Source organism: Marinobacter albus (assembly GCF_030238305.1).
Lineage (GTDB): Bacteria > Pseudomonadota > Gammaproteobacteria > Pseudomonadales > Oleiphilaceae > Marinobacter > Marinobacter albus.
This window is the reverse complement of sequence record NZ_JASSQD010000002.1, coordinates 147,483-173,231: the sequence shown is the minus strand read 5'-3', so window position 1 is coordinate 173,231 and position 25,749 is coordinate 147,483. Positions and strand designations below refer to the sequence as shown.

At 62.5% G+C, this 25,749-nt stretch carries 23 protein-coding genes; 7 read left to right on the top strand and 16 right to left on the bottom strand.

The window, feature by feature from the left end; genetic code table 11:
* Nucleotides 1–13 precede the first annotated feature (13 nt).
* From QQF73_RS12310 to QQF73_RS12285, 6 genes are all read right to left on the bottom strand, one after another.
* Nucleotides 14–793 carry a 3-hydroxybutyrate dehydrogenase gene (locus QQF73_RS12310; protein ID WP_219867545.1) on the bottom strand — a complete coding sequence of 260 codons (780 nt, stop codon included), beginning with the start codon at nucleotides 791–793 and terminating at the stop codon, nucleotides 14–16.
* Nucleotides 794–806: 13 nt separating this feature from the next.
* Entirely contained in the window at nucleotides 807–2,171 is a 1,365-nt protein-coding gene (locus tag QQF73_RS12305) for a TRAP transporter large permease (protein ID WP_219867544.1), read from the bottom strand.
* A complete protein-coding gene (locus tag QQF73_RS12300; protein ID WP_219867543.1) occupies nucleotides 2,171–2,809 on the bottom strand; it encodes a TRAP transporter small permease subunit in 639 nt (212 codons plus the stop codon). The genes QQF73_RS12305 and QQF73_RS12300 overlap by 1 nt, the downstream gene beginning before the upstream one ends.
* 119 nt (nucleotides 2,810–2,928) lie before the next feature.
* Complete coding sequence (locus tag QQF73_RS12295; protein ID WP_219867542.1) at nucleotides 2,929–3,981, bottom strand: TRAP transporter substrate-binding protein; 1,053 nt, start codon at nucleotides 3,979–3,981, stop codon at nucleotides 2,929–2,931.
* A gap of 329 nt (nucleotides 3,982–4,310) precedes the next feature.
* Entirely contained in the window at nucleotides 4,311–5,759 is a 1,449-nt protein-coding gene (locus QQF73_RS12290) for a sigma-54 interaction domain-containing protein (RefSeq protein ID WP_285368406.1), read from the bottom strand.
* A 117-nt stretch (nucleotides 5,760–5,876) separates the two neighbouring features.
* Nucleotides 5,877–7,982 carry a 3-hydroxybutyrate oligomer hydrolase family protein gene (locus tag QQF73_RS12285; RefSeq protein WP_285368404.1) on the bottom strand — a complete coding sequence of 702 codons (2,106 nt, stop codon included), beginning with the start codon at nucleotides 7,980–7,982 and terminating at the stop codon, nucleotides 5,877–5,879.
* A gap of 358 nt (nucleotides 7,983–8,340) precedes the next feature.
* Here QQF73_RS12285 and QQF73_RS12280 point away from each other — a divergent pair, with 358 nt between their 5' ends.
* Nucleotides 8,341–9,282: an alpha/beta hydrolase gene (locus QQF73_RS12280; RefSeq protein ID WP_285368402.1), complete on the top strand. Its 942-nt coding sequence runs from the start codon at nucleotides 8,341–8,343 to the stop codon at nucleotides 9,280–9,282.
* On the opposite strand, the gene QQF73_RS12275 is transcribed toward QQF73_RS12280, so the two are convergent.
* A complete protein-coding gene (locus QQF73_RS12275; protein WP_219867539.1) occupies nucleotides 9,251–9,613 on the bottom strand; it encodes a DUF6164 family protein in 363 nt (120 codons plus the stop codon). The two genes, QQF73_RS12280 and QQF73_RS12275, sit on opposite strands and share 32 nt — an antisense overlap.
* Nucleotides 9,614–9,700: 87 nt before the next feature.
* On the opposite strand from QQF73_RS12275, the gene QQF73_RS12270 reads away from it, so the two are divergent.
* Genes QQF73_RS12270 through QQF73_RS12255 form a run of 4 tightly spaced genes read left to right on the top strand, consistent with a single transcriptional unit; the run spans nucleotide 9,701 to nucleotide 14,198 of the window.
* Nucleotides 9,701–11,113 (top strand): DUF2868 domain-containing protein, encoded by a 1,413-nt coding sequence (locus QQF73_RS12270; protein WP_285368399.1) that lies wholly within the window; start codon nucleotides 9,701–9,703, stop codon nucleotides 11,111–11,113.
* Complete coding sequence (locus tag QQF73_RS12265; RefSeq protein ID WP_285368397.1) at nucleotides 11,110–12,540, top strand: GTPase/DUF3482 domain-containing protein; 1,431 nt, start codon at nucleotides 11,110–11,112, stop codon at nucleotides 12,538–12,540. The genes QQF73_RS12270 and QQF73_RS12265 overlap by 4 nt, the downstream gene beginning before the upstream one ends.
* A gap of 50 nt (nucleotides 12,541–12,590) precedes the next feature.
* Nucleotides 12,591–12,986 (top strand): ectoine synthase, encoded by a 396-nt coding sequence (locus QQF73_RS12260; RefSeq protein ID WP_058092911.1) that lies wholly within the window; start codon nucleotides 12,591–12,593, stop codon nucleotides 12,984–12,986.
* A gap of 9 nt (nucleotides 12,987–12,995) precedes the next feature.
* Entirely contained in the window at nucleotides 12,996–14,198 is a 1,203-nt protein-coding gene (locus QQF73_RS12255; protein ID WP_219867536.1) for an MFS transporter, read from the top strand.
* Between the two features lie 132 nt (nucleotides 14,199–14,330).
* Here the strand turns inward: QQF73_RS12255 and QQF73_RS12250 are convergent, their stop codons facing one another.
* Both QQF73_RS12250 and QQF73_RS12245 read right to left on the bottom strand, forming a co-directional pair.
* The gene (locus tag QQF73_RS12250; RefSeq protein ID WP_285368393.1) at nucleotides 14,331–15,506 is read right to left on the bottom strand and encodes a type III PLP-dependent enzyme; all 1,176 of its coding nucleotides are present in this window, start codon (nucleotides 15,504–15,506) and stop codon (nucleotides 14,331–14,333) included.
* Nucleotides 15,507–15,707: 201 nt separating this feature from the next.
* On the bottom strand, nucleotides 15,708–16,526 hold the full coding sequence (locus tag QQF73_RS12245) for an ATP-grasp domain-containing protein (protein ID WP_285368391.1): 819 nt from the start codon (nucleotides 16,524–16,526) through the stop codon (nucleotides 15,708–15,710).
* Nucleotides 16,527–16,685: 159 nt separating this feature from the next.
* Between QQF73_RS12245 and QQF73_RS12240 the strand changes: the two genes are divergently transcribed.
* On the top strand, nucleotides 16,686–17,534 hold the full coding sequence (locus QQF73_RS12240; RefSeq protein WP_219867533.1) for an eIF2B alpha/beta/delta subunit family protein: 849 nt from the start codon (nucleotides 16,686–16,688) through the stop codon (nucleotides 17,532–17,534).
* On the opposite strand, the gene hrpB is transcribed toward QQF73_RS12240, so the two are convergent.
* The 7 genes from hrpB to QQF73_RS12205 all read right to left on the bottom strand — a co-directional run bounded on the left by hrpB (nucleotide 17,488) and on the right by QQF73_RS12205 (nucleotide 25,458).
* Complete coding sequence (gene hrpB, locus QQF73_RS12235; RefSeq protein WP_285368388.1) at nucleotides 17,488–19,974, bottom strand: ATP-dependent helicase HrpB; 2,487 nt, start codon at nucleotides 19,972–19,974, stop codon at nucleotides 17,488–17,490. The two genes, QQF73_RS12240 and hrpB, sit on opposite strands and share 47 nt — an antisense overlap.
* Nucleotides 19,975–20,060: 86 nt before the next feature.
* Entirely contained in the window at nucleotides 20,061–21,272 is a 1,212-nt protein-coding gene (locus tag QQF73_RS12230) for a YbfB/YjiJ family MFS transporter (protein WP_285368386.1), read from the bottom strand.
* A 91-nt stretch (nucleotides 21,273–21,363) separates the two neighbouring features.
* Nucleotides 21,364–22,029 carry an SCO family protein gene (locus QQF73_RS12225; protein WP_285368384.1) on the bottom strand — a complete coding sequence of 222 codons (666 nt, stop codon included), beginning with the start codon at nucleotides 22,027–22,029 and terminating at the stop codon, nucleotides 21,364–21,366.
* A gap of 28 nt (nucleotides 22,030–22,057) precedes the next feature.
* Entirely contained in the window at nucleotides 22,058–22,978 is a 921-nt protein-coding gene (gene cyoE / locus QQF73_RS12220) for a heme o synthase (RefSeq protein ID WP_285368382.1), read from the bottom strand.
* Nucleotides 22,975–24,030: a COX15/CtaA family protein gene (locus tag QQF73_RS12215; protein WP_285368669.1), complete on the bottom strand. Its 1,056-nt coding sequence runs from the start codon at nucleotides 24,028–24,030 to the stop codon at nucleotides 22,975–22,977. Before QQF73_RS12215 ends, cyoE begins: the two co-directional genes overlap by 4 nt.
* A gap of 65 nt (nucleotides 24,031–24,095) precedes the next feature.
* A complete protein-coding gene (locus QQF73_RS12210; RefSeq protein ID WP_228743365.1) occupies nucleotides 24,096–24,740 on the bottom strand; it encodes a hypothetical protein in 645 nt (214 codons plus the stop codon).
* Entirely contained in the window at nucleotides 24,721–25,458 is a 738-nt protein-coding gene (locus QQF73_RS12205; protein WP_285368379.1) for an SURF1 family protein, read from the bottom strand. Before QQF73_RS12205 ends, QQF73_RS12210 begins: the two co-directional genes overlap by 20 nt.
* Nucleotides 25,459–25,537: 79 nt before the next feature.
* Here QQF73_RS12205 and QQF73_RS12200 point away from each other — a divergent pair, with 79 nt between their 5' ends.
* A complete protein-coding gene (locus QQF73_RS12200; RefSeq protein WP_219867527.1) occupies nucleotides 25,538–25,741 on the top strand; it encodes a twin transmembrane helix small protein in 204 nt (67 codons plus the stop codon).
* The last annotated feature ends 8 nt before the right edge of the window (nucleotides 25,742–25,749 follow it).

The following is a 25,749-nucleotide window of genomic DNA, read 5'->3' as shown; positions in this document are numbered from 1 at the left end:
TCTCTCCTGTGTCTTACTGCATGTGCCAGCCGTGACTGACCACAATCGATTGGCCGGTCAGTGCTGCCGAGGGGAAAGCCGCCAGGTGGACCGCCAGTTCGGCAACATCCTCCAGGGTGGTGAATTCTCCGTCCACGGTGTTTTTCAACATGACCTTGCTGATCACCTCGTCCTCGGAGATTCCCAGCTCCTTGGCCTGCTCGGGTATCTGTTTGTCCACCAGCGGCGTCCGGACGAAGCCCGGGCAGATGATGTTGCTGCGCACGCCGTACTCGGCGCCCTCTTTCGCTACTGCCCGGCACAGGCCCAGCATGCCGTGCTTGGCCGCCACGTAAGGCGCCTTCAGCGGCGAGGCTTCGAGCGAGTGTACCGACCCCATGTACAGCATGGTGCCTCCGCCGCTGGCGTACATCTGGTTCAACGCCGCCCGGGTCACCAGGAAAGCGCCGTCCAGGTGCACACTCATCACCTTGCTCCAGTCGGCGAACGACAGCTTGTGGATGGCATCAATGTGCTGGATGCCGGCGTTGGCCAGGGCAATGTCGAGTCCGCCCCATTTGTCCACGATGGCAGCCACGCCCTCATCCACGGCCTTTTCGTCGGTGACATCCATGGCCAGCGCCATGGCGGTGCCGCCGGCCTGCTCAATGGCTGCCACGGTGTCCTGTGCCGCCTCGAGTGTCAGGTCAGCCACGGCGACCTTGGCGCCTTCGCGGCCATAGGCCTCGGCAATGGCCCGGCCGATGCCACGGCCGGCACCAGTAATCAGTGCAATCCGGTTTTCCAGACGCATGGTTATTGTCTCCTTAATCGTAAGCCACGCTGGGCAGCCAGGTCGCGATTTCCGGTACCACGAACACAATGGCCAGTGCTGCCAGCTGGATAATGATGAACGGAATAACGCCACGATAAATATCGGTGACCTTGATCTCCGGCGGGGCCACGCCCTTGATGTAAAACAGTGCAAATCCAACCGGCGGCGTCAGGAAAGAGGTCTGCAGGCACATGGCGAACAGGATGGTGAACCAGACCAGGTCGAAACCGAGGCTTTGCACAACCGGCGCGACCAGGGGCAGGATGATCAGGGTAATTTCCACCCAGTCCAGGAAGAAGCCGAGCAGGAATACGCCGAACAGAATGGTCAGAACGACGCCATAAGGACCAAACGGCAGACCCAAAAGCGCGTCTTCGATCACCTGGTCGCCGCCAAGCCCCCGCAGGACCACGGAGAACGCGGTCGCGCCCAGGAAGATGGCAAAGATGAACGCAGCCGTTCGGGTGGTCTGCTGCATGGAGGAATTGAGCACTTTCAGGTTCAATCGGCCAGCCATCAGTGCCAACAGCAGAGCACCCAAAGCGCCAACACCGGAAGCCTCCGTTGGGGTCGCAATGCCGGCAAAGATGGAACCGAGCACACCCAGGATGAGCGCGGCCGTCGGAACAACGGCTTTCGCCACTTCCCAGACGATGGCCCAGCTCACTTTTTCGGTGCCCGCCGGTACCGGCGCAATGTGGGGTTGCAGCATGGGTCGGATAATGGCGTAGGCCACGTACATGGCACCCAGCATGAGGCCGGGGAAGAAGGCGCCCATGAACAGATCGCCGACCGACGCTTCCGGAACGGCCAGCCGGTCCGCCATCAGCACGAGCATGATGGACGGGGGAATCAGGATACCCAGGGTCCCGGTGGCACAGGCCGTGCCCACCGCAAAGCCCTTGTCGTACTTGTTCTCCATCATCACCGGCAGGGACAACATGCCGAGCAGCACGACAGAAGCACCGATGATACCCGTGGTCGCGGCCAGCAGTACGCCGATGACAATAACGGTAACCGCATAGCCGCCACGGACGGCGCCAAAGAGTTTGACCATACTGTTCATCAGGCGTTCGGCAACACCGGACTGATCAAGCATAATGCCCATGAAGATAAACATGGGCAGGGCAACAAGGGTCTCGCTACTGACCACCTTCCAGATTCGTTCGGGGACCAGCCCCATGGAGGAGGAGTAGTCGAACCACAGATTGGCACCAAAATTCTCGACGGCGATGACACCAACAACGGTCCAGATGACCGCGGTGCCACCCAACACCCACGCAACCGGATAACCGGTCATCAGCAGCGCCCCGAACGTGAGGAACATGCCGATTACGAAAAGGGTTTCAAGCTCCATCAGGACGCATCCTCTTTCTTGTTGTCACAGGACTCGACCCGGATTGGCTTCGGGAAGCCGAAAAGCAGGGCAGCAACTTTCATCAGACGGGACAGGGCAGCGATTATCAGGAGCACAAAAGACAGTGCCAGAACGCCCTTGAGGATCCAGCGGTAAGGCAGGCCCGCCGGCGCCTGGCTGGTCTCACCCTGTTCCCAGGAGCTCACGGCATAGGGAATCATTTCGTAGACCGCCAGCACCAGAAACGGCAACAGCAGAAACACCAAACCCAACAGTTCAATCCACGCCTGGCCTTTGAGCGAAAGGCGTTCATGGATGACGTCCACCCTGACATGGTCATCGGTCACCAGGGTATAGCCCAACCCCAACAACCAGCCGGCACCGGCCAGATGCCACTGGACTTCTTCAAGAGTTACCGAACCCTGGCCAAAGGCATAGCGCCCCACTACCGCGTAGATGATCACGCCGGTAACCACAATCCAGAGCCAGGAGGCACTCTTGCCTATCGCAGAAATCACACCGTCCAGGACCTCGCTCAGCCGGGTGGTCGGAAACTCGGTGTGATGATGAATAAATTGACCGGCATCCGACGCCGATGCATGGACATCGGACGAAGAGCCCTTATCAGACACTGTCATACAACAGTTCCTCGTTCAGAAAGCCTGCCGTGAAACAAGGATGGCCCCGCAGGGCCATCCAGACTAAATCAGAGGGCACCGGCATAAGCTCCGGTGCCCCTTTTGGTCAGCCCCGAACCTTAGAGGTCCGCTGGAACATAGGCGCGGGTGTCCCACACCTTGTAGGATTCCATGAACTCCTGCTGACTCTCGTAAACACGCTTGAAGTCGGCATCCTTGGACGCTTCTTCCTCAAGCACTTCCTGAGTGACTTCCCTCAGCTTGAGCAGAACGTCGCGGGGGATCTGATCAGCCTGAACGCCCTTTTCCTGGAACTCGGCCAGAACCTTGCCGTTCTTGTACTCGCCCTCAGCCAGACCACGGGTGGTAGCCGCAGTACAGGAAGCCTCAACCAGCGCCTTCTGAGCCTCAGTGGCGCGTGCCCACTCATCCTTGTTGATCAGCATGTACTGGGCTGTGAATTGCTGGTGCCAGCCCGGGAACAGGTTGTACTTGACCACCTGGTTAAATCCGAGGATCTGGTCGATGGCGGGCATGGAAAACTCGGTGGCATCGATGGTGCCCTTTTCCAGTGCCTGGTAAAGCTCGCCGCCGGGCATCATGGTTACAGAGGCGCCCAGTTTTTCGAGAACCTTACCACCGAGACCAGCGAAGCGGATCTTCAGGCCCTTGTAGTCTTCCAGTGTTTCGATGGGCTCGGAATACCAACCCGCTGTTTCTGGCCCAATGATGCCGCACAGCTGGGCGTGAACATTGAAGCCCTTGTTGGCATAGGTTTCCTGCAGCATTTCATGACCGCCACCGAAGTAATACCAACCGATGTAGGCCGGTGGCTTCATTCCAAAGGGGACAGCGGCAAACAGGGGAATTGCAGGCACTTTGCCCTGGTCATACCCGATCCAGGTGTAGCCCGCCGATACCTTGCCGTCAGAAACGGACTGAAGAATGTCGAATGGCGGCACCAGCTTGCCCGGCTCATAAACCCGGACCTGGATGCTGCCATCAGAAGCGGTGGTGAGGTTGTCTGCAACCCAGGCTGCGGGAGAACCGAGGCCAGGCAGATTGGTGGCGAAAGCAACAGGCATTTTCCAGCGCAGATCGTCTGCGAAAGCGGAACCCGTCGTCAGGGCAATCGCACCGGCGATACCGGTGATGGCCTTCAAGAGTTTCATTGGCAAGTCTCCTAGCATTGTTGTTGTATACGGCCTGGCGGTCGCAAATCTGACAGGCCTGGTCTGAGTATAGCCAGACATCGCAGAAAACAGACCGACCTGGGTAATTTGGGGGTCCAACAATAAGCGTCAGTCTTGTTTTCTGCGTTGTTCTGACGTTCTGCATCCCGGTACTTGCAGACAACGTGCCAACCAAACTTTCACCTGTTTTTTCATAAAGATAGAGTGATCTGCTGGAAACAAGGCAGACGAAAATCGTCCGGATAACCGGACACATTTAGACATCAGTCGTAAGGGTTTGTACGGATTACAGGACATCTGTCCTGATTTCAGGACAGTTTTGCCAGCTTCTCGTAAAGTACGGACCGGGAAATGCCAAGCAACTTGGCGGCGCGGGTCCGGTTACCGCGGCTGGCCACCAGCGCCTCTTCAATCGCCTGGGCTTCGGCCTCCGCCAGGGTCCGGGCCAGGGGGCGCACGGGCTGTGGCGTCAGCGACGACACCAGGCGCTTGCCAGTTCGAGGCAGCACCTTGAAGACCGCATCGGCATCGAGCAGGCCACCTTCCTCCCCCATCGTCAGGGCCCGCTCCAGAACATTACGCAGCTCCCGGATATTGCCTGGCCAGTCATAGCTGCCCAGCGCAGACACCCCGGCATCGGTAATTTCGCCACGCAGCTCGAGCCCTTCACAGATCTCGCCCAGCAGAGCCTCGCACAGCACGCCCAGATCCGCGAGCCGGTCCCGCAACGGCGGAATGGGAATTTCGAGCACGTTGAGCCGGTAATAAAGATCCGAGCGGAAACTGCCTTCGGCGATCATGGCCTCGAGGTTACGGCTGGTTGCCGCGATCACCCGGACGTCCACCTGCTCGACCTTATTCGAACCCAAGGGCTCGATTTCGCCCTCCTGCAGGGCCCGCAACAGCTTGGCCTGCAAGGGTAACGGCATGTCACCAACCTCATCCAGGAACAGCGTGCCGCCGTTGGCAAGCTGGAACTTTCCCTCCCGGGTGCGCCGGTCGGCACCGGTGTAAGCGCCCGGTGCCACACCAAAGAACTCCGCTTCCAACAGGTTGTCTGGGATGGCCGCCACGTTGACCCCAACGAACGGCTTCTCGGCCCGGGTAGAGACCGAGTGGATGGCCTGGGCCAGAACTTCCTTGCCCGTACCGGTTTCACCCAACAGCAGCACCGGCATCTCACGACCGGCCGCCAGGCGGGCACGGCGTTTTACTTCCAGCGCCGCGGGACTGGCCCCGACAAAGTCCCCGAGACTGTAACGCGTCCCACGAACCTTCTTCGCCAACGCCTTTCGAGCGGCGGCCAGATCCTGATGCAGACGTCGGTATTTGGCCACCAGAGGGGTCAGAGGCTGCAGATCGTCATACAGCACGAACGCCACAGCGCCCACGATCCGGCCTTCCTCGTCATAAAACGGCAGGCGGGTGACCACCAGCTGCTGCTCGTTGTGCTCCATGATGTCCAGCAGCAGCGGCTTGCCACTCTCTACCACTTCCGGCATTCGGGTCTGGGGTATCACCTGGCGCACCGGTTTGCCCACCACCCGCGACGGGTCGCCCAGTCCCAGCAGATGGGAATAACTGCTGTTAATCCAGGTGATCCGGCTGTCCTTGTCCACCGCGATGGCACCGGCGCTTGCGGCCTCGAACATCGGGAACAGGGCTTCGATCAGATCACGGGTCAGCCCGCTCTTGTTGTTCTCGGTAAACAGCTGTGTCATGTACCCTGCACCACCACCGGCCTGGATATCGTTCATGGTAAAACCCCACGCACCCGGCAGTCCCGGATGCAGTCACGGAAGTATATGGGCCCCCTGAGGCGGGGGCAAACGGAGCCGCCCCGAAACTGAACAGGGCGGCGGTGGGCCGGAGCCTTACTCCGGAATGCGCAGCTGGTTATCCACGAAGCGGATACGGTCGGTCGCTGCGGGGTCGGCACTGATCGCAGGGAGGTTGGCCTCGGTCAGTGGCGTGGTGATGGCACCACGGGGTACCGTCCGGACCACCTGGCTCGGCGGCAAGGGCTGCCGGTCCGTCAGCTTCGCCCACACCAGGTCCAGCGCCTGGAAGTAGTAGTGGTGCAGGGGCACATAGCGGTCTGCGAACCCGGGAAACCCGTTCAACACATCCAGGTGGTGGGCGTTGAGGATTTCGTAGTAGCGCAGGTTGCTTTTCTGGCCCTCAACCCGCTGGTTCAATCCGAAGTACGGACGCGAGGTGTGGTTGATGGGCAGGATCGCATCCGCCCGCCCGGTCACAAACACCGCCGGTTTGCCGTGCAGGTCACCGGACGCCCGCACCTCCGAGATGCCCATGGCGATGGCATCCGCCAGGGCTGCGGCATCGCCACTGAGTGCGCCACCGGTGACCGCATCACTGCCCTGGGCCAGGCTTCTCAGGCAAAGCAACGCGTCCAGGCCGTAATCCAGCTGACTGGAACTGGGTGAGGCACTGGCGGCAAGATGGGTGGGCTGCCCGAGGGCACCGTCGTAGACCAGGTTAACGCCCGCTGTCGGCGGAATACCGTTGCTGGCGGAGAACAGTGCCGCCTCGGCCGCCGGGGCCAGAGGCGTCACGGCGCCGGAAGCATCGGTTGCCGCCATACTGAGGCCGCACACCCGATCCTCCACACCGGCCCGGCCGTAGGCGTTGGCGTAAGTCATGGAAATGCTCTGAGCCACCGCCAGGCCGAAGTGCACCGGCGCCAGCAGGTTCTGCTCCGGCTGGATACCGAAGTTCTCATTGAGAATCCGCAGCGCGTCGGTGGCCCGCTCATCCAGGGTGGCCCCGGTAACCAGCCCCTTGTTCGCCAGGGAATTGCAGATGTTCTCATCCACAACCGGTGAGTTGAACACGGCATTCAAGGGTGCGGTATCGCGTATCGCCGGCGCCAGGTTGGCGCAGCCCTGATACACCGCCAGCGCTGTGGTGTAATCCAGCAGACTCCGGCTGTGCTCGGTGATCACCGGCCCGTCGCCCTGGCGAATGGTAAAGCTGGTATCCACCCGGGGGTTCACGTTCGGCTCCGATACCGCGACCCCGTCAATCAGGCCTCGGTGATCCTGCTCCGCCGCCCGGACCGAGGAACCACCCCCGTTGGAAACGCTGGACGCGATGACCACCGTGTTTTCCGGCTTGATGGTAATCAGGGTTTCACCATTGGGCAGTGGCCGCCCGAATCGCTCATTGAGCACGTAAAAGCCAAATTCGATGGACTGCAGCACGTGCTGGCCCCAATCCGCCTCCGGGTTGACCTTGGAATGGGCGTGCTTGAAGGCAAACCGGTCCGGCCAGAGCGCGCTGAAATCTCCGCGGGCGGTATCCGACAAATCCGCACGGAACTGCACGGGCTCATCCGCATCGGTCAGCGTGCCATTGCGGCGTTGGGCCGAATCGGTTTCCAGGTTATGGGAGCCGGTTCCGGTGCCCTTGTCCGTGTAAACCACCGCACAGCCCTTTTTCAGGCCCCACTCGCCGGACGTGCCGATGGCCCCGTAGATGCCCCGCGAGCCGGAAGAGGGCGCGGTCACCATACAGGCGTTAGCGGGATCGAAGCTGTCCGGCACCTGGGCCATCACAATCACCGGCACGTCGCTGCCCGGCACGGTCATGTAGGCAAGGTATTCCTCGCCTGAAATCAAGCCTTCACCCGCCGCGCCGACACCGGGCCCGAAAAAGGTGCCGTAGCCACCACCCGGCACGGTATCGACCAGCGCCCGGTAATTGTTGTAGATCGCCAAACGCCGGAGTTCAGCAGGGGTTGGCGCGAGCACATCGTTGAACACCGGAGCGGGACCGGCGAGGCCGGAAGCACCGAGCCCTGCCGTCAGCAGGTCGTCGGTGATACCATCATATGCGGTCTGTGCGATTTCGCCCTGGATAAACCCGGGCAATGTGTTGAGGGCGGGATTGTTGGTCGCCCAGGCACTTGAGGCAAACACGGAGACACCGATGACGGTGCCCAGCATTATTCGTTTCATGGTCGTTCCTTGTTTGTTGTTTTTGACGAACAGGCACCGACCCCCGGGCCGAGCCCTGCGGAACTCCCCATGCGTATCCTGTGCCAATTGCCCAAGACACTGTTTTCTATAGGAAACCAGAAACCCTGCTCGAAAACCGTACAAATTAATCCGGGTTTCCGGACACCCCCCCCGGCAGGTGAGGCCCGGAAACCGGCACCACCCGGTTTTCAACCAGGCCGTCCTGCCTTCCGGACACTGTACTGAAACCCGGACAAGTCCGCCCCCGATGTGCCCCATACCCTCTCCGCATCCGCCAGGCGCCAATGATCGTACAATCGACCAACGGTCTCGAACGACAGACAGGAGAGGGCAAGCGGTGACGAACCGGTTCAGATGGTTACAGCAGGTGACGGAAGGGTTGCTGGTCGGTGCCGTACTGGCGTTGACTGGCTGTGCCAGTCATCAGAACGCCCCCAGTGGGGACGCGAGCGTTGAGCGAGCCCAGTTTTCCGTAGAGCGGAACCTGCAGTTTTCCCCGCCCGACTGGCCGCAGGCACTGTTTGCCGACCTCTACCTGCCGGATCGGACGGTGTCGCCGGTGGTGCTTCTGGTGCATGGCGGTGGCTGGGAGCGGCGGTCCCGGGACGACATGGACTGGATCGCCGAGGAACTGGCCATTCACGGTTTCGCGGTTATGAACATCGACTACCGGTTTGCGCCGGACCATACCTTCCCGGCGCAACTCCACGACCTGCAAATCGCGCGGTCGTGGCTGAACCGCAACGCGGACCGGTACCAACTGGATGCCTCAGCGGTCAGTGGCTTCGGGTTCTCTTCGGGAGCTCATCTGGTGACCTTGCTGGCTGTGGTGGCCAGCTCTGACAGTGAACTGAACCAGCCCTTCGGCGGGCCGGACACCCGGCTCCGGGCCGTCGTTGCCGGCGGGCTGCCCGCCGACCTGACGGCGTTTGACTCAGGCCCGCTGCTGCGCCAGTTCCTCGGGGGCGAGCAGCAGGAGATTCCCGGGGTTTACCGGGACGCCTCCCCGATAACCCACGTCACCCGTCAGACCCCGCCGGTCTTTCTGTTTCACGGCGCCATGGACGCACTGGTGCCCTTCAGCCAGGCGGAGCGGTTCCAGCAGGCCCTGGCAGCCCATGACATCGACAACGAACTGTTCAAGATGCACCTAAGGGGCCACATCACCAGTTTTCTGACCGCCGGTGACGCCGTGGATGAGGCCATTCAGTTTCTGGTGAGACAGGGCACAAGGGAGGGAACCGGCGCTAGCCGATCCGAAGGAAGGGCAGGAGGCTGATGCCGGCGATCACAACCACCGCCACCACCGCGGCCAGTGTGCGCACGGGACGCCGCCGGATCATTGACCAGATACCACTGCCTTCGCCGGCTGCCAGGCGTTCCCGGAACGCCTGACGCTGGGTCTCAAGACGCTGTTGCTGATACTCATTGAGCAATGCCCGGGCCCGGGCCGCCTCGTCATCGTCGTGAACCCAGAACCCTCCCATGCTGACCCCCCACCGGCTCGGCGGGGTCTCGTAGTAACGCACGTCGTGGGCCTCGAACAGTGCGCGGATCTCCTCCGCTTCATCATCGGGGACATGGCGCAGGTTCATCAGGTGGTGGGGCATGGGAGCTCGTTATCTGGTATCGGTAGCCGGAATCCCTATATCCTAGCATCAAAGGACAAGACACCGAATTCACCACCGGGATACTGCATGACCGAAAGCCCCCTCCACCTGTTGCTGGAGTTCGACGCCCGCAGCCAGCGGGACCAGGATCAGCCACCGGCCTTCCTCCATCGCCGGGACCGCAAGTTTGCCCTGAGTTGCGAGCAGCGGGGCGAAATCCCGGATGCCCGGCTCTGGCTCGAGCACATGGCGCGGCTGAGCGGTCCTGGCAATCACCCGTCCATCGCGGACACCACTGGCCGGCTCTGGAGCCGGATCAATGCCGGCTTTGCCACCGCTGGCGTTCTGCTGGGCATGCTGACGATGCTCGGCCTGCTGTTCTACGACGGCGGACAGCGCATCAACATCACGGTCTTTCTGGCCTTTGTGGTCCTTCAGCTGTTTCTGGCGCTGTTTACCACGGCCCAGGCACTGGTGGGCTGGCAACCCTGGCGGTGGCTGGCGCACCGGATTATCCCACGGGGCAGAACCGGGATGGTCAGCCGCCTGAACCCGGTTCTTATGGCCCGGGCGGCGCACTTCGGTGGGCTCGGTTTCGCGCTGACCGGACTGCTGACCCTGCTGGTCATGGTGGTGGTTCAGGATCTGGCGTTCGGGTGGAGCACCACCCTGGAAACCAGCGCACCCGGCTATCACCGGCTTGTGGTGGCGATAGCCACCCCCTGGGGCTGGCTGTGGCCGGCGGCGGTACCCGAGCTGGCCCTGGTTGAAGCAACGCGGTTCTTCCGGGCGGACATCGGGGCCGGCGCGATCGAACCCCAGCGTTGGGGCCAGTGGTGGCCCTTCGTCACCATGCTCTGGACAACCTGGGTCCTTCTGCCGAGAGGCCTGCTGACCCTGGTCTCGGTGGCACTCGTACGTCGCCGCGCGCGGCAGCTGCTGGCAGACCATCCCGGCATGCATGCGCTGATGTACCGGATGGAAACCCCGAGCCTTGACACCGGCAGTCAGCATAATGATGCCGCAGATATGCCGGACACCGGAACCCGGACGAACGTGCAGCCACTTCCGGACAGCGACATCCTGCTGTGCTGGGCCGGCGCCGGTGAACCCGAACTGCCGCGGACCCTCACCGGCGCGACCACGCGGATGCTTCAGGCCGGCGGGGCGGCGAGTCTGGAGGACGATCAGAAAGCGCTGAACCAGATCGAAGAATGGCTCCGGCAAGGTCCGGACCAGGCGGTCCTTGTCGTCACCCGCAGTTGGGAGCCTCCGACCGGAGAGCTGCAGGACTTCCTCACCGCCGCCCGAGAGCTCTGGCCCCGGGGCACCCGGGTAGCCCTCGTACCCCTGGGTCTGGACGCCCGGAAAGAACCGGAAGCCCACCAGCTTCGGCAGTGGCTGCGCTTCGCAGACCGCGTCGGTGAGGACTTTGTCGGTGTCAGCGTACCCAGCCTCGAGTGGCGCCCCCCCTATGCCGACCAGGGAGACCTGGTATGAACTCCGCCCCCGTGTTTGCCGTGGTCGGCCACCCCAACAAGGGCAAATCCAGCGTTGTGGCAACCCTGTCCCAGAACGATGCCATAGCCATTGCCCTCGAGCCGGGCACCACCCGCCAGCGACAGGCGTATCCACTGAGCGTCGACGGTCGGGCCCTGTACACACTGGTGGACACCCCGGGCTTCCAGCGCCCGCGCCGGGTACTCGAGTGGCTTCAGGCCCACAGCGTGTCCGCCTCCGATCATGCCGAAACCGTCCGGGTCTTTGTCACCCAACACCAGGGCGACGGACGGTTCACCGATGAGTGCGAACTCCTGGCGCCACTGGTCGACGGTGCCGGCATCATCTATGTGGTGGACGGCTCGGTGCCCTACAGCGCCGAACACGAAGCAGAGATGACCATCCTGCGATGGACCGGACGCCCCAGTCTCGCCCTGATCAACAGCATTGGCACCGATGACCACAGTGACACCTGGCAGGCGGCACTCGGCCAGTTCTTTCAGGTTGTAAGGAAGTTCGACGCAGTTCGTGCCCCGTTCGAGCAACATCTCAGCCTGTTGCGGGCGTTTGGCCAGCTTGAACCCACCTGGGAACACCCCCTGGCGCAGGCCACGGAGTTTCTTTCCGACCAGCGCCGGAAACGCCGGCAACAGTCAGCGGCACTGATTGCCAGGGCCCTGGAAGACATGATGGCGTACCGGGAGAAACGCACCCTGACCCTCGACCAAGTCGCCGGAACCAACGACGCGGACCTCGCCGGGCAGCTGCGCCAACGCTGGTACCGGCACCAGCGACAACGGGAACAGACCCTGCGCATCAACATCGAACACCTGTACCAGCATCAGCGCATTCAGCGCCAGGAGGCCGAGCTGCAGTGGCACAGTGACCATGACCTGTTTTCCGAGGACAGCCGCAAGCACTGGGCCGTGGGCAAGCGCTACCTGGCCACCGCCGGATTCGGTGCCGGCGCGGTCAGCGGTGCCGGTATCGATGCGCTGACCCTGGGCCATTCCCTGGGTGCCGGTGCCCTGGTCGGCGGTCTGATCGGTGCCGCCGGCAGCTATCTCTACGGTGACCGGCTGGCACTGCCGGCGTTGAACATCGGAGTCCTGCAGGATGGATTGAAAACTGCCACCTTCGGCCCTGTACAGGACAGCCAGTTCGGCTATGTTGTACTAGGGAGGGCCGTGGATCACTGGTGGCATATCAGCCAACGCAACCACGCCGGACGGGACCTTCTGGACCTGGAACCGGCAGATCACCACTGGCTCGAAAGCCTCGACAGAAAGTGCCGGCAGGATATCCAGCAGGCCTTCGACAAACGCCGAAAGGGCCGGCCGCTTGATGACCGGCAGCGTCAGAAATTCATCGCTGCCATCGAGCAGGGCATGGTCGCTTACGAGGATTGGCGGTTGAACCGGACCTGAAAGGGATGTTTATACTGTATGGCTATTCCATCACACAATGAGGAATGCTAATGAAGATTGTACGAGTGCAAGACATCATCGGTACCGAGCGGGAAGTGACGGGTCCGGGCTGGACCAGTCGCCGGATGCTGCTGAAGAAGGACGGCATGGGATTCTCGTTTCACGAGACCATCATCCCGGCAGGCGCCGAACTGAACCTCTGGTACAAGCATCACCTGGAAGCCGTCTATTGCGTTGCCGGCAACGGCAAAATTCTGGACAAGGCGACCGGTGAAACCCACGAGATTACAGACGGTACGCTGTACGCACTCGACAAGCACGATCAGCACACCTTGTACGGTGGCACCGAAGACATGCGACTGATCTGTGCATTCAATCCGCCGGTCACCGGCCGCGAAGTCCACGACGAAGACGGCGCTTACCTTCCGGATACCGGCGAAGACTGATCCTCGCCCGTGGCTGAAACCGGAGCCGCACCCGCACCGCCACCGCCAGCCCGACTGCTGCCGGTGGCGGTCTTGCTTTGGCTGGCCGGTGTGTATCTCCGGATTCCGATCCTGGTGGCGCCACCCCTGGCGCCCTTCATCAGCGATGAACTGGCCCTGTCCCAGGCCCTGACCGGGGCCCTGACGACCTTACCGATCCTGATGCTCGCCGTGGGCTCCATGCCCGGCTCCCTGTCGATAGCCCGCCTCGGGCCACGCAATACCCTGGCCCTGGCCCTGGTCATCATGGTGATCGGCTCCGCCGGCCGCGGCCTGGTCCCCGATACCCTGACCCTGATGGTGGCCAGTGCCGTGATGGGGCTTGGCGTGTCCATGATGCAACCGGCCCTGCCGGCCTTGCTGCCCCGGTGGCTGGAGCCACATCACCTGGCGCTGGGTACGGCGATCTACATGAACGGCATGCTCATGGGCGAGTTCATTGGCGCCGGCATCACCCTGCCGGTGCTCATGCCGTTGCTGGACAACAGCTGGCGCGCAACGCTGCTGGCCTGGTCCCTGCCGGCATTGCTGGTGGCCGGGGCGCTGTTCCTGCCCAAGCGGGACCGGGCTCGGCCCGTGCGCGACGTGGCCTGGCTGCCGGACTGGAACAATCCCCTGACCCTCCGAGTCGGCCTGTTGCTCGGACTGTCCGGCTCCCTGTTCTTCGGCCTTAACGCCTACATGGGCAACCTGCTGCAGTACCAGGGCCAGTTCGAACGACTCCCGGATGCCCTGTTCTGGTACAACCTGGCCCAGGTTTTCGCCTCCCTGACCATGCTGAAAATGGCCCGCTACTGGGTCGGCCGCCCCGGAGTCATCGCCACCCTGGCCAGCGTCGCCATTCTCGGCGCGATCGTTGCCGTCCTATCCAGCGGCTGGTGGTCGATCGTAAGCGCCACCCTCATGAGCCTGGTCGCCGGCATGCTGCTGATCCTGCTCGTGGCCATACCGCCCCTGGTCGTCTCCCCCGCTGAAACCGGCCGACTGTCCGCCGGCACCTTCCTGGTGGGCTACACCGTTGCCTTCACCGTGCCCATGCTCGGCGGCGTCCTGGCCGACTGGACCGGCGACGCCCGGCACGCCCTGATGGTGATGATCGCCTACGCCCTGCTGGTGCTACCCCTGGCCTTCACCCTCGACCTGGAACGAAAAAAGGGCCAACCCGAAAGCTGACCCTTTCAAAGGGACGCCCCACCCAAGCCAGCAAGCCGTGGGGGGCTCATTTCCCGCCAGAAATGGATGTCTGAGCGCAGCGAGTTCCATTTCCAATGGAAATGAGTCCCCGCCACGCGGCCACCTCTGGTTTCAGACGTAATAGTCCCTCAACGGAGGAAACCCGTTGAACTCCACCGCACTGTAGGTGGTGGTATAAGCGCCGGTGGACAGCCAGTACATCCGGTCCCCGATCGCCAGATTCAGCGGCAGCGGGTACTTGTGATGCTCGTACATGATGTCCGCACTGTCGCAGGTCGGCCCCGCAATCACACAGTCCTCGCCTTCACCCACCTTGTCCGTCCAGATCGGAAACTTGATGGCTTCGTCCAGGGTCTCGATCAGCCCGGAAAACTTGCCAACATCCGTGAACACCCAACGGTGCAGCGCTGTCCGCGACTTGCGGGAAATCAGTACCACCTCGCTCACCAGCACACCAGCATTGGAGATCAGCGAGCGGCCCGGTTCAATGATGATCTCCGGCAGATCGGCGCCAAAATCCTCGTGCAGGAAGCGCGAAATTTCCTCGGCGTACACCTTCAGCTCGTTGGTACGGGTGATGTAGTTGGCCGGGAAACCGCCGCCCATATTGATCATCTTCAGCTCAATGCCGTCTTCTTGCTTCAGGCGTTCGAAAATGACCTTCACCTTGCTCAGCGCAGCATCCCAGGCGCCGATCTCACGCTGCTGGGAACCCACGTGGAACGACACACCGTAGGGCACCAGGCCCAGGTCGCGGGCCAGGATCAGCAGATCCATGGCCATATCAGTCTGGCAGCCAAACTTGCGCGACAGCGGCCAGTCAGCCGTCAGCGTGCCTTCGGTGAGGATCCGGACGTACACCTTTGAGCCTGGCGCGGCCTTGGCAATGTTGCGCAGGTCCGCTTCGGAGTCGGTGGCGAACAGGCGCACGCCCTTCTCGTAGAAGGTGCGGATATCCTTCGCCTTCTTGATGGTGTTGCCGTAGCTGACCCGGTCGCCGGTCACGCCCAGAGCCAGCACCTTGTCGAGCTCGTACACCGAGGCGATATCGAAATTCGCGCCCTTGTCCCGCAACATGGTCAGAATCTGCGGGGCCGGATTGGCCTTCACCGCGTAATACACCTGGGCGTACGGGAATCCTTCCACCAGTTCGTTGTACTGACGATCGATGGTGGCGGTATCGATCACCACAAACGGGGTTTCCCGGGTATCGGCAAAGGCTTTGATCCGGCTAAAGGTCTCGGCGTCGTAGTAATCCGCGAGATTGGCGTTGGCTGACTCGGTCATGGATGATGTTTCCCTCCACAGGGCAAACAGGCATAAAAAAAGGGCGCTACAGCCTGGCTGCAGCCCCCCGGGAATTGACGCGATCATCGGGCTTTTTTTCAGGCTCCGATATGAGCATATCTACCCATACGCACGGGGTTCCGGCACACCGGGCCGTGGCCGGTTTTCACGATGGGAAACAGGGTCTTAAGGCGATCAGGCTCAGACCGCCGTCGACCAGACCTGTTCCGGGGCCGTCGGATCGTTTGGCCCGGCAGGTTCGTCCTGACGCTGCAGGTACTCGAGAATGGCGTCCTGCAGTTCGCTGCCCAGGCCAAGGCCCTGGTTGCCGAACAGGCGGTTGAACTCCAGCACGTAGGGATAACCTTCCACCAACGCGATGTCGAACCCGGCATGGTCCACCCCCAGCTCCCGCGCCAGCCTCAGAGCCAGATCCGTGACCACCGACGGCACCGGGCTGCTGTCGACGCGCCCGCCCCGCGCCAGGTTGTTGTAGAAACCCTGATCGGCCTGCGTCCGCCAGTAGGCTGTCAGTACCCTGTCACCAATCACCACGACTCGGGCATCCCGGTCGATCGGCAGGTATTCCTGAACATAAAGCACGTCCGTTGCTTCACAGTAACGCCGCCAATCCGCCCGGGTTTCAATCAGCCAGACACCCTCGCCCATGCTGGCCTTGGGCAGCTTGGCGACAAACGGGTGGGTCATGGTGTTCCAGACCTGGTCACGCTCATGGGGTCCGTTGGCCTCGATGAGGGTCCAGGGCGTATGGGCCGGCGCCACGGTCTGGAAAGCGCGGGTCATTTCCACCTTGTCGTGGCCGATGCGGTAGCTGGAAACGCTCGGGAAAACCCGGCACTTGAGGCCGTGAACCAGCGCATTCAGCTGCCAGTATTCCGGAAACAGCACCCAGTCAGCCTCGGTCAGAAGTTCCCGATGGCGCAGGAAATGGTCCGGTTTGAGAACCGTTGTGTTGGGTAAGCCGAGGGTGCGAAAAACATTGAAGGAGACCAGGTTCATGACTACGACCGGATAGGTTAAGAATTGCGCGATTGTATTCGGACTTCGCTTGCTGGCAAGTTATTTTTCGAAATGTTCACACCCCCCCGTCGACGCGGCCATCTGCTAGTCTGTTCTGTAACAGCACGAACCTACACAGCGCGAACTGGGGGAATGCCCATGGCCGACCAACCAACCAACCCGGTGCTGTCCAGACTCAAAAGCGATTGCCAGTCCGGCGCTACCCGATTGGCACTGCAAACCCTGGAGGATCTGGCGGACTACCTGCGCACCGCCCGACCGGGCGCCGAGGAGCGGGCCGGATTGCTGGCGGAGCTCCGGCAGGCGAGACCGAGCATGGTAGTGATTGGAAACGCCATTGACCGAGTGGAGCGAGCCCTGAACCGCAACGGCGACGAGCCCTGGAATCTGGTCGAGTCGGTACGGCGGGAGTTCGAGGCAACAACGGATCGGATTGTCGAAAACGCGCTGGGCCAGATTCACGACGGTGCGGTGATCATGACCCACAGCGCCAGCTCCGTTCTGATCCGGCTGTTTCGGAGAATGGTGGACGCTCAGATCGCGTTTTCGGTGATCTGTACCCAGAGCAGCCCCGGACAGGAGGGCCATGGGCTGGCCTCGACGCTGAATGAACTGGAAGTTCCCGTCACCTTGATCACCGATGCCCAGATGGCGCTGTTCATGAGTGACGCCGATGTGGTGATGACCGGTTGCGACAGCTGGCTGACCGACGGCCATTTTGTCAACAAGAGTGGCACCCATCTTCTGGCACTGGCGGCATACGCCCACAACGTCCCGTTCTGGGTGCTGGCCGACACCTTCCGCGACAGCCAGGACACCCGGGAGTCGGTGCACCTGGAGGAACTGCCGGCCACGGAGCTGAATGCCCCGGAGGGCAAGTGGATAACGCCTCGCAACGTCTATTTCGAGCCGGTTCCGGAGCAGCTGATCACGGGCCGGATCAGCGAGCTGGGCGTTTCTTTGTGCCCTGTTGAGCTTCAGCGGTAAGGGGATCCTCCGGCCAGGGATGCTTCGGGTACCGTCCGCGCATATCCTTGCGCACTTCCGGGTAGGCATTGCGCCAGAAGCTGGCCAGATCGGCCGTGACGGCAAGCGGCCGCTGGGCCGGGGAAAGCAGGTGAATCACCACCGGTATGCGGGCACCGGCCAGTCTCGGGGTTTCATTCCAGCCAAACATCGCCTGAAGTTTCGCCGCCAGAACAGGGCCATTGTCGGCAGTGTAGTCCAGCGACACCGTCTGACCGGTGGGTATGGTCAGCGATGTCGGTGCCAGCTCGTCCAGCCGTTGTTGTTCCCGGTAGTCGAGGAGGCTCTGGAGCGCCGGAATCAGGTCCAGGCGCTGCAGATCTGCCCACCTCTGCATGCCCGCGAGGAAGGGTGCCAGCCAGGTATCGAGGCAGGCCAGCAAGGTATCGTCGCTGACGTCCGGCCACTCCCCCGGAAAAGTCTGGGCAAGCAGCCGAACGCGTGCCTGCCACTGCCGGGCCGCCCCGCTCCAGGGCAGACTGTCCAGCCCCTTGTGCCGGACGGCATTCAGCAAGCCCTGCTGAATCAACTCCGGAGCCGGTTGGGGCAGGGCCGTTTCCTCCAGCACCAGCTCCCCGAGCCTGCGGACCCGGCGAGCGATCACCGTGCCCCGCCGGTCATCCCACATCGCCTCTGCGCGCTCGTCTATGTGGCTTGCCAGATCCTGCTCCAGATCCCGAACCTCGACCGGCGCCGCCAGATAAATCATCGACTCCCGGGTTTTCCCGTCCAGGTCCGCGGCCACCAGCCAGTCGTGGCGGGCAAGGGCATCGTCCTCGCGCAAGGTCGCGCCCTTGCCGTTGCTGAGCTGATACCGGGGGGCGTGCCGCGACCGGCGCCGGCCGATCCGGTCCGGGTAGGCCTGGGCCAACAGCCGGCCGACCTCGAACTCGGTCGGCACCGGACCCGGTTCATACGATCCGTTCACGAGTCTTTTTGCGGCCTGCCGGATGGACTTCAGGCGCGACGGGTCCAGGTTTCGGCGGCCTCCTTCGCCCTGCAACACCCGGACGCGTTCGTGCATATCGGCACCGGCCCCCGGTCCCAGCAGGTCTCGCTCACTGAGCAGCGCCGCCAGATCCGCCGCAAGCACGGGCAGTCCCAGCTCACGGCCCCGCAGGACCATGTGCGCCAGACGCGGATGCACGCCCAGCTCCCGGGCCGCCTTGCCATGCCCGGTGATGGCACCGTCGGCATCCAGCATATCCAGCCATTGCAGCAGCGTGACGGCCTGATGCCAGTGGGCCTGCGGTGGCGGATCGATCCAGGCCACCTGGTCCGGCGTTCGGGCACCCCATTGCGCCAATTCGAGCACCAGGGGTGCCAGGTCCGCTTCCCGAATCTCCGGCGGGGTAAAGTCTGCCAGCCCGAATTGCTCGGACTCACTCCAAAGCCGGTAACACACCCCGGGCTCGATCCGCCCGGCCCGGCCCTTGCGCTGCTCCGCCGAGGCCTTGGAAACCCGCCCCGTCATCAGTCTTGTCATCCCGCTATTGGGATCAAACACCGCCCGCCGCTGCTGGCCGCTGTCGATCACTACCCGGACGCCCTCGATTATCAGACTGGTTTCGGCAATCGCCGTGGCCAGTACCACCTTACGCTCGCCCTCCGGCGCGGGCGAGATCGCCCGGTCCTGCTCCTCGGACTTGAGGTTGCCATACAACGGCGCCAACACCACATCGTCGGCAACCCGCCCCCGCAATTGCTGTTCGACCCGTCGGATTTCACCAGCGCCCGGCAGGAACACCAGGACCGAACCGGATTGCTCCGCCAACGCCTCCTGAACGACCGCAACGACCCGATCCACGGTGCGGGTGGGTCGGACCTGGGACGGTGCCGGCCGATACAGAACCTCCACGGGGAAGGCCCGGCCCTCGCTGCTGATCACGGGCACATCCCCCAGCACCCGCGCAATGGGGGCGGTATCCAGCGTCGCCGACATCACCAGCAGCCGCAGATCCTCGCGCAACACCTGCTGGGACTCCCGCACCAGTGCCAGGCCGAGATCCGCCTGCAGGGAGCGTTCGTGGAACTCATCAAACAGCACGGCAGCGTAATCCTGCAGCATCGGATCGGCCTGAATCAGCCGAGTGAGAATACCCTCGGTCACCACCTCAACCCGGGTGGCCCCGGATACCCTGGTGTCCAGCCGTGTCCGATAGCCCACCGTCTGCCCCGGCTTCTCGCTCAGCTGGCTGGCCATAAACCGGGCCGCCGACCGGGCCGCCAGCCGCCTCGGCTCAAGCATCAGGATCTTCCGATCGTCCCGCCAGGGCGCATCGAGCAGCGCCAACGGCACCCGCGTGGTCTTACCGGCGCCCGGCGGCGCCTGCAGCAGCGCAGTGGCGGTTTGTTCCAGGGTTTGTTTCAGCTCGGGGAGGATCTGGTCTATTGGAAGCACGTCGGTCTGGCTTTGATTGTCGAATTCCGGTTGTCGTGACAGGTTACCACGGGCGCACCGCGATCAATCCCCCAAAACCAGCACTCCTAGAAAGAGCGGGCATGCCACTCCTCAGCCCGAGGCACAAAAAAGACAAACACCAGTCCGAATGCCAGAGCCGCCACCCCGATACCAAACGCCGATCCCAGGGTGCCCCCCATGTCCAGCCACTGCTTGGTCAACCAGGGCCCGACCATTTGGGTGAAGCCATAGAGCGCCACCATGGCAGCGGACAATCTGGGGCCCTGATGGGGATGAAGCGCCCGGCCAATGCGCTGGGTCAGCAGCACCGTGCCCAGAAAGGTACTGCCCACCAGGGCAGCGCACAGCACAAGGCCGACCGCCCCGGGCCAGAGCACCGCGGCCAGGACACCCAGTAGCTGAATCATGAAATTCAGCTTTAATGCAGGAAGATCGCCGATTTTCGCGCCCAGTTTGTTCCAGATCCAGGGAGCGGGGATGGTACACAAGGCCACAATCAGCCAGGTGCCATCGAGCATCCAGTGGTCGCCGGGGAGTTCCAGTGTCGCCAGCAGGGGCAGGAAGGTCATCGGCAGAATATAACCCAGCCCCGCGCCGGCGTAGGACAGGAACAGGGGAATACTGGCACGGTCCAGCAACGCCGTGGTGTCGGGCGTGTGACCGGACAGGTTTTGCGGTCGCACCGGAACCTCCAGTCTCATCAGCCTCGCGCCACCCCACCAGGCCAGCGGGATCGAGAGCAATGCCGCCGGCCACCAACGCTGGGCACCCGCCAGCAGATCGGCCGTGCCGGAAACCAGACCACTGGATACCAGCAGGCCAAGACCGACGCCGATGTACACCAATCCGCTCATGGCGGCTCGATTGCGAAGCACCAGCCATTCCAGAATCAATGCCGGGGCGTGAACAAACACCATGCCGTTAGCGACACCATTGAGCCAGCGGCCGGCGGAGATCACGGTCAGGTTATCGATCTGGGTGACCAGCAGGGTGGTAAGTACATGGACCGCCAGCGCCACCGGTAACAGGATTCGGATCTGGTCGATGCGGTACCACCGGATGGCCATCAGCGCCCCCACCAGGTAGCCGAGGTAATTCCACGTGGCAACGGCAGCGCCTTCCCCGGCGCCGAACAGGCCATCCTCAACCAGATGAGGCAGCAACGGTGTGTAGATGAATCGCCCCAGGCCGTGGACGACCATCAGCACGATGGCGCCGGCCGCGAGCACGGAGAGCAGTTGGCGAGGAGTGGTACAGCTTTGGAGATTGGAAGGCATGGGCTCGGCTCGTGGATTAACAGCCGGAAAGTCTAGGTCAGAACCGCAGGCCTGTCAGTTTGACCTTGGCCGAAGAGCCCGCTCAGGCGCTTCAGGAGCTGACTTTTAGCCGGTTGTCCCGGGCCCACTCATAGATCCGTTCGAACGCTTCCGCGAGTGCTTCGGGATCATGGGGCGGCTGGATGACCGCGGCCAGCCTGCCATCCGGGTTCAGCAGCGCGAAATGGCCACTGTGGTCCACCAGCAGTTCACCGTCCACCTGACGATGGACAAACACCGCATTCAGGCTCTTGGCGAGCGCCCGCAGGGTCTCCAGGTCACCGGTCAGCCCGTGGAAGTTGTCGCCGAAGAAGTCGGTGTAGGCCTTGAGCTTTTCCGGACTGTCGTGCTCCGGATCGGCGCTGACCAGCAGGTAATCCGGTTGTGGTAATTCGCTCGAAAGCAGTTGCTCGGTGCGCCGGAGGTTTGCCATGGCCGCAGGACAGATATCCGGGCAGTTGGTGTAACCAACGAACGCAAACGTCCAACGGCCCTTCAGGCTTTCCCGGGTCACGGTTTCACCCTTCTCGTTGGTCAGGGTGAACTCCACCAGTTCCCGGGGCTGGTCATAGACATAGGTATTCAGCTCGACCAGTTCAGGTGCCGGTTCCGGCTGCTGGTCTCCGACCAGGTAAACCTGGCGCCCGATCACCAGTCCGAAGATCAGAATCACCAGCAGCAGTAACAAAAACAGGGTCAGGCGAATCGAGCTGTTCATCTAGGTTCCAGTAAAACACCGTTCTGAGTCAGAAGAATACAAAATGATCCACCAGCAAGACCACGAACAGCGCCATCAGGTAGGTAATGGAGTACTTGAAGGTGGTCAGCGCAACCCGGCGGTCATCGCCTTTCAGCAATCGAACCGCATAGTGCAGGAAACGCAGGCCAAGGGCCAGGGCACCCACCAGGTAGATACCGCCGGACATGCCGGTCACAAAGGGCAGCAGGCTGACCGCCAGTAACATGAAGGTGTACAGCAGGATATGCAGCTCGGTGTACTTGTTGCCATGGGTGACCGGCAACATGGGAATACCGGCCTTGGCATACTCTTCCTTGCGATGGATGGCCAGGGCCCAGAAATGGGGAGGCGTCCAGGCGAAGATGATCAGCACCAGCAACAGCGCGTGGCCCTCCACCTGGCCCGTTACCGCGGTCCAGCCCAGCAGTGGCGGCATGGCACCGGCGAGACCGCCGATGGTGATGTTCTGCGGCGTCGCGCGCTTCAGGAACAGGGTGTAGACGCCCGCATAGCCCACCAGGGACGCCAGGGTCAGCCAGGCGGTCAGTTCGTTCACCTGCCACATCAGTACCGCCATACCGATCGTCGCCAGAAGCGTGGCGAACAGAATGGCGTCGATCGGGGAAATCTTGCCGGTGGCGACCGGGCGTTTGCGGGTCCGCGCCATGACGGTGTCGATCTTCTGGTCAACGACGTGGTTGACCACCGCGGCAGCACCTGCCAGCAGGGCGATACCGAGGTTGCCATACAGCAGAACCTCCCAGCCCGGCACCCCCGGCGCCGCCAGCAACATGCCGATCACGGAGGTCAGGATCATCAGTGCGACCACCCGGGGCTTGGTCAGCTCCAGGTAATCCCGCCAGGAAATGGGTGTGCTGGATTCGTGGGCCGTTGTCTGGGCCGGCAGTGCTTCCACTCGCTCACTCATGCCGTAACCTCCCGGTTAATTGTTGTTGGGTGTGTCGCGTCCGCGGTGTGCGCCTGAACAAGTTTGTGGTTCCGCCAGATCAGGTGGACCACGGTCAGCAGCAGGCCCGCACCCATGGCGTTATGGGCCACCGCGATACTCAGAGGAATATTGAAGAAGACATTGGCCAGGCCCAGTCCGATCTGGGCCGCGAGGGCCACGGCCACTAGACCGATGGCACCAGAGAGGCCCGACGTTTGGCGCCTGCGCCACATCAGTGCCAGCAGAACGGCGAAGTAGCCGAGTACCACCATCGCGCCAAGCCGGTGGGTGACATGAATCGCCACCCGGCCATCGTTGGTGAGCTGGCCTCCAAGGTAGTTCGGGCCCACGTGCTGGGTAACATCGAAACCGTGTTGGAAGTCCATATCAGCCGGCCACCACTGGCCCTGGCAGGTGGGCAGGTCGGTACAGGCTACCGCCGCGTAGTTGGCCGCGGTCCAGGCTCCCAGGGCAATCTGCACCACAATCAGGAACAGGCCGGCGTACAGCCACGGACTGAAGGCCGGGGAGGTTTGCCCGGACACCGGAGGGTCGCGGTACGGGCTCCGCGCTCTTAGCCGGAGTGCCAGCAAGGTCAGCAGGGTCAAAGTGGTGAAGCCACCGAGCAGGTGCAGGGCAACGACCTGGGGCCAGAGCTTCAGGGTGACCGTCCACATGCCGAAGGCTCCCTGCAGGATAATGAACCCGGCAATAAACAGCGGCAATTTGACCGGGACACCGGTTTTTCGATGGCGGACGGCGTAGGCCGCCAGCCCGAAGACGACAAGGCCCAGGGTGCCCGCGGCGTATCGATGGATCATCTCGGGCCAGCCTTTCTCCACATCCACCGGGGTCTCCGGAAAACGGGCATTGGCAATCGCAATACTGGAGTCACTCTGGGGCACCGTCAGGAAGCCGTAGCAGCCAGGCCAGTCCGGGCAGCCAAGACCGGCATGGACAAGCCGCGTCCAGGCGCCCAACATGATCACCACCACCGCCAGAAGAGCGGCGATCAGCGCCCAGGTCCCCATGCGGCGGGCGTGGGTGGACGGGATTGAAAACTGCTGGTTCAAGGCCGGATCCTCCAAGCCATTGCTCATCCGATCTGGGAAATCTTGAGCAGGTGCTTGAGGTCCTCAAGCAGCTCTTTGCCAGTGTTGCCGGCCCCGTAATGCATCATCAGGTTGCCGAACGGATCCACCAGCAGAATTCGCGGTTCAGCCTCGGGGTCGATACCCGCAGGCCAGGCCGGAGTGGTTCCCGGCGCGGGGATCAGCCGCTCCATCAGGCTGTATTCCGTCTGCCAGCGGGATGCCAGCTCCGCCGGCACGCTGCCCAGAGCGGCGGCACGGGACACCCGATTGGCGTTCTTGCCCAGGGCAATGTTGACCTGCCGGGCCAGGTACAGCAGCTCTTCACACTCGCTACCGCACTCGCCAGACACCACCATCAGCATCCATTGGGGCTCGACCTGGTCCGGCCCGAACCGTTCCGTCAGGGGCTTGCCTGCCGCGGTTTCCAGATTGAGTGTCTCGACCGGCACCACCGGCTGGATGAGAGTGCCATTGTTGGTGTGGCCAGCCGGATTCAGCCAGCCGGTGTAGAACATGATGGTGGCAAAGACCATCGGTCCAAAACCGATGGCGAACAGCAACAGAGCGGTGCGGCGTCCGCGCCGGACCTGCTCTGGTGAGGGTCCGTCGTTCTGGTCGGGTATCCGGTTAGCCATTGTCGTTGTCATTATTGGCTCCTGTCTTTCGGTAACTCGCTACTACCGTCAATATACTCAGTACAACCGCCAGCGCAAACCATTGAGTGGCGTATCCGTAATGGGTCTGTGGTCCCATCAGATCCGGTGCCCAGTCCGCGCGAAAGGCGCCCGGCTGGTCATTGCCGTCCAACCTCACGATGGCCGGCGGCAACGCCGGCACGTCCCGGGCGGCAACCGCCCTCGGCAGGCTCTGCACGCGCCGGGGCCATCCCTGCTCAGGGCCGGTCTGGTCCGTGAGGACCGGCGGTTCCGGGTAATCGCTGAGACGTCCCGCCAGCTCAACCTTCCCCTCCGGCGTACCAACCTCCGGCAATTCCTCCCGGGTTCGTGGAGCCTGGAGCCAGCCCCGGTTCACCAGGACCGGCGGGCCTTCGAGCGGGTAAAACACTGTTAGCACTTCGTAGCCCGGGGCGCCGTCCCGGGTTCGATTGTCCAGTAACCAGCTGCGCTCATCGTAGGTCCCGGAAAGGGCAACCGGCCGCCCTGCATCCAGGCCCTGGCGAACCAGTTCCGGCCATTCCAGATCCAGCGCGTCCTGCTGCCATTGGTCCAGCATCTGCTGCTTCTGACCTGCCCGGTCCAGTTGCCAGAACCCCAGTCCAATGAGCAGTGGCAAAAAAACACCGGCGAACAGCAACAGCCGCCAATCGAACTGCCAGTGACGGCGATTGCCCTGTGCATCAGACATGCTCTGCTATAGTGACCTCTGGGTTGTGTGGAACTCGCCAGCCCGCCGACCAACAATGCCTATGAATCCGGGAAATTCCATGCTTAAAGCCGTAATCGTTGTGTTGATGCTGGCCGTGATTGTCAGTCTGTTCAGCGGCCTGTTCTTTCTCATCAAGGATGGCGGAAAAACCAATCGGGTGGTGAACTCCCTGGCGGTCCGGGTCACGCTCAGTGTACTGCTCCTGGCGGTAATTCTGGTTGCGCTGTGGCAGGGCGCCCTGACACTGAATCCGACGCCCTGACCGGCATA

Bases quoted from the DNA above. Each gene is read 5' to 3' on its own strand.
- QQF73_RS12270 (WP_285368399.1), top strand. From the start codon at position 9,701: ATGACCGAAAGCCCCCTCCACCTGTTGCTGGAGTTCGACGCCCGCAGC.
- QQF73_RS12210 (WP_228743365.1), bottom strand. From the start codon at position 24,740: ATGACAACGACAATGGCTAACCGGATACCCGACCAGAACGACGGACCC.
- QQF73_RS12230 (WP_285368386.1), bottom strand. From the start codon at position 21,272: ATGCCTTCCAATCTCCAAAGCTGTACCACTCCTCGCCAACTGCTCTCC.
- QQF73_RS12295 (WP_219867542.1), bottom strand. From the start codon at position 3,981: ATGAAACTCTTGAAGGCCATCACCGGTATCGCCGGTGCGATTGCCCTG.
- QQF73_RS12205 (WP_285368379.1), bottom strand. From the start codon at position 25,458: ATGTCTGATGCACAGGGCAATCGCCGTCACTGGCAGTTCGATTGGCGG.
- QQF73_RS12250 (WP_285368393.1), bottom strand. From the start codon at position 15,506: ATGACCGAGTCAGCCAACGCCAATCTCGCGGATTACTACGACGCCGAG.
- cyoE (WP_285368382.1), bottom strand. From the start codon at position 22,978: ATGAGTGAGCGAGTGGAAGCACTGCCGGCCCAGACAACGGCCCACGAA.
- QQF73_RS12305 (WP_219867544.1), bottom strand. From the start codon at position 2,171: ATGGAGCTTGAAACCCTTTTCGTAATCGGCATGTTCCTCACGTTCGGG.
- QQF73_RS12265 (WP_285368397.1), top strand. From the start codon at position 11,110: ATGAACTCCGCCCCCGTGTTTGCCGTGGTCGGCCACCCCAACAAGGGC.
- QQF73_RS12285 (WP_285368404.1), bottom strand. From the start codon at position 7,982: ATGAAACGAATAATGCTGGGCACCGTCATCGGTGTCTCCGTGTTTGCC.
- QQF73_RS12245 (WP_285368391.1), bottom strand. From the start codon at position 16,526: ATGAACCTGGTCTCCTTCAATGTTTTTCGCACCCTCGGCTTACCCAAC.
- QQF73_RS12290 (WP_285368406.1), bottom strand. From the start codon at position 5,759: ATGAACGATATCCAGGCCGGTGGTGGTGCAGGGTACATGACACAGCTG.
- QQF73_RS12260 (WP_058092911.1), top strand. From the start codon at position 12,591: ATGAAGATTGTACGAGTGCAAGACATCATCGGTACCGAGCGGGAAGTG.
- QQF73_RS12215 (WP_285368669.1), bottom strand. From the start codon at position 24,030: ATGGGGACCTGGGCGCTGATCGCCGCTCTTCTGGCGGTGGTGGTGATC.
- QQF73_RS12225 (WP_285368384.1), bottom strand. From the start codon at position 22,029: ATGAACAGCTCGATTCGCCTGACCCTGTTTTTGTTACTGCTGCTGGTG.
- QQF73_RS12300 (WP_219867543.1), bottom strand. From the start codon at position 2,809: ATGACAGTGTCTGATAAGGGCTCTTCGTCCGATGTCCATGCATCGGCG.
- QQF73_RS12200 (WP_219867527.1), top strand. From the start codon at position 25,538: ATGCTTAAAGCCGTAATCGTTGTGTTGATGCTGGCCGTGATTGTCAGT.
- QQF73_RS12275 (WP_219867539.1), bottom strand. From the start codon at position 9,613: ATGCCCCACCACCTGATGAACCTGCGCCATGTCCCCGATGATGAAGCG.
- QQF73_RS12240 (WP_219867533.1), top strand. From the start codon at position 16,686: ATGGCCGACCAACCAACCAACCCGGTGCTGTCCAGACTCAAAAGCGAT.
- QQF73_RS12310 (WP_219867545.1), bottom strand. From the start codon at position 793: ATGCGTCTGGAAAACCGGATTGCACTGATTACTGGTGCCGGCCGTGGC.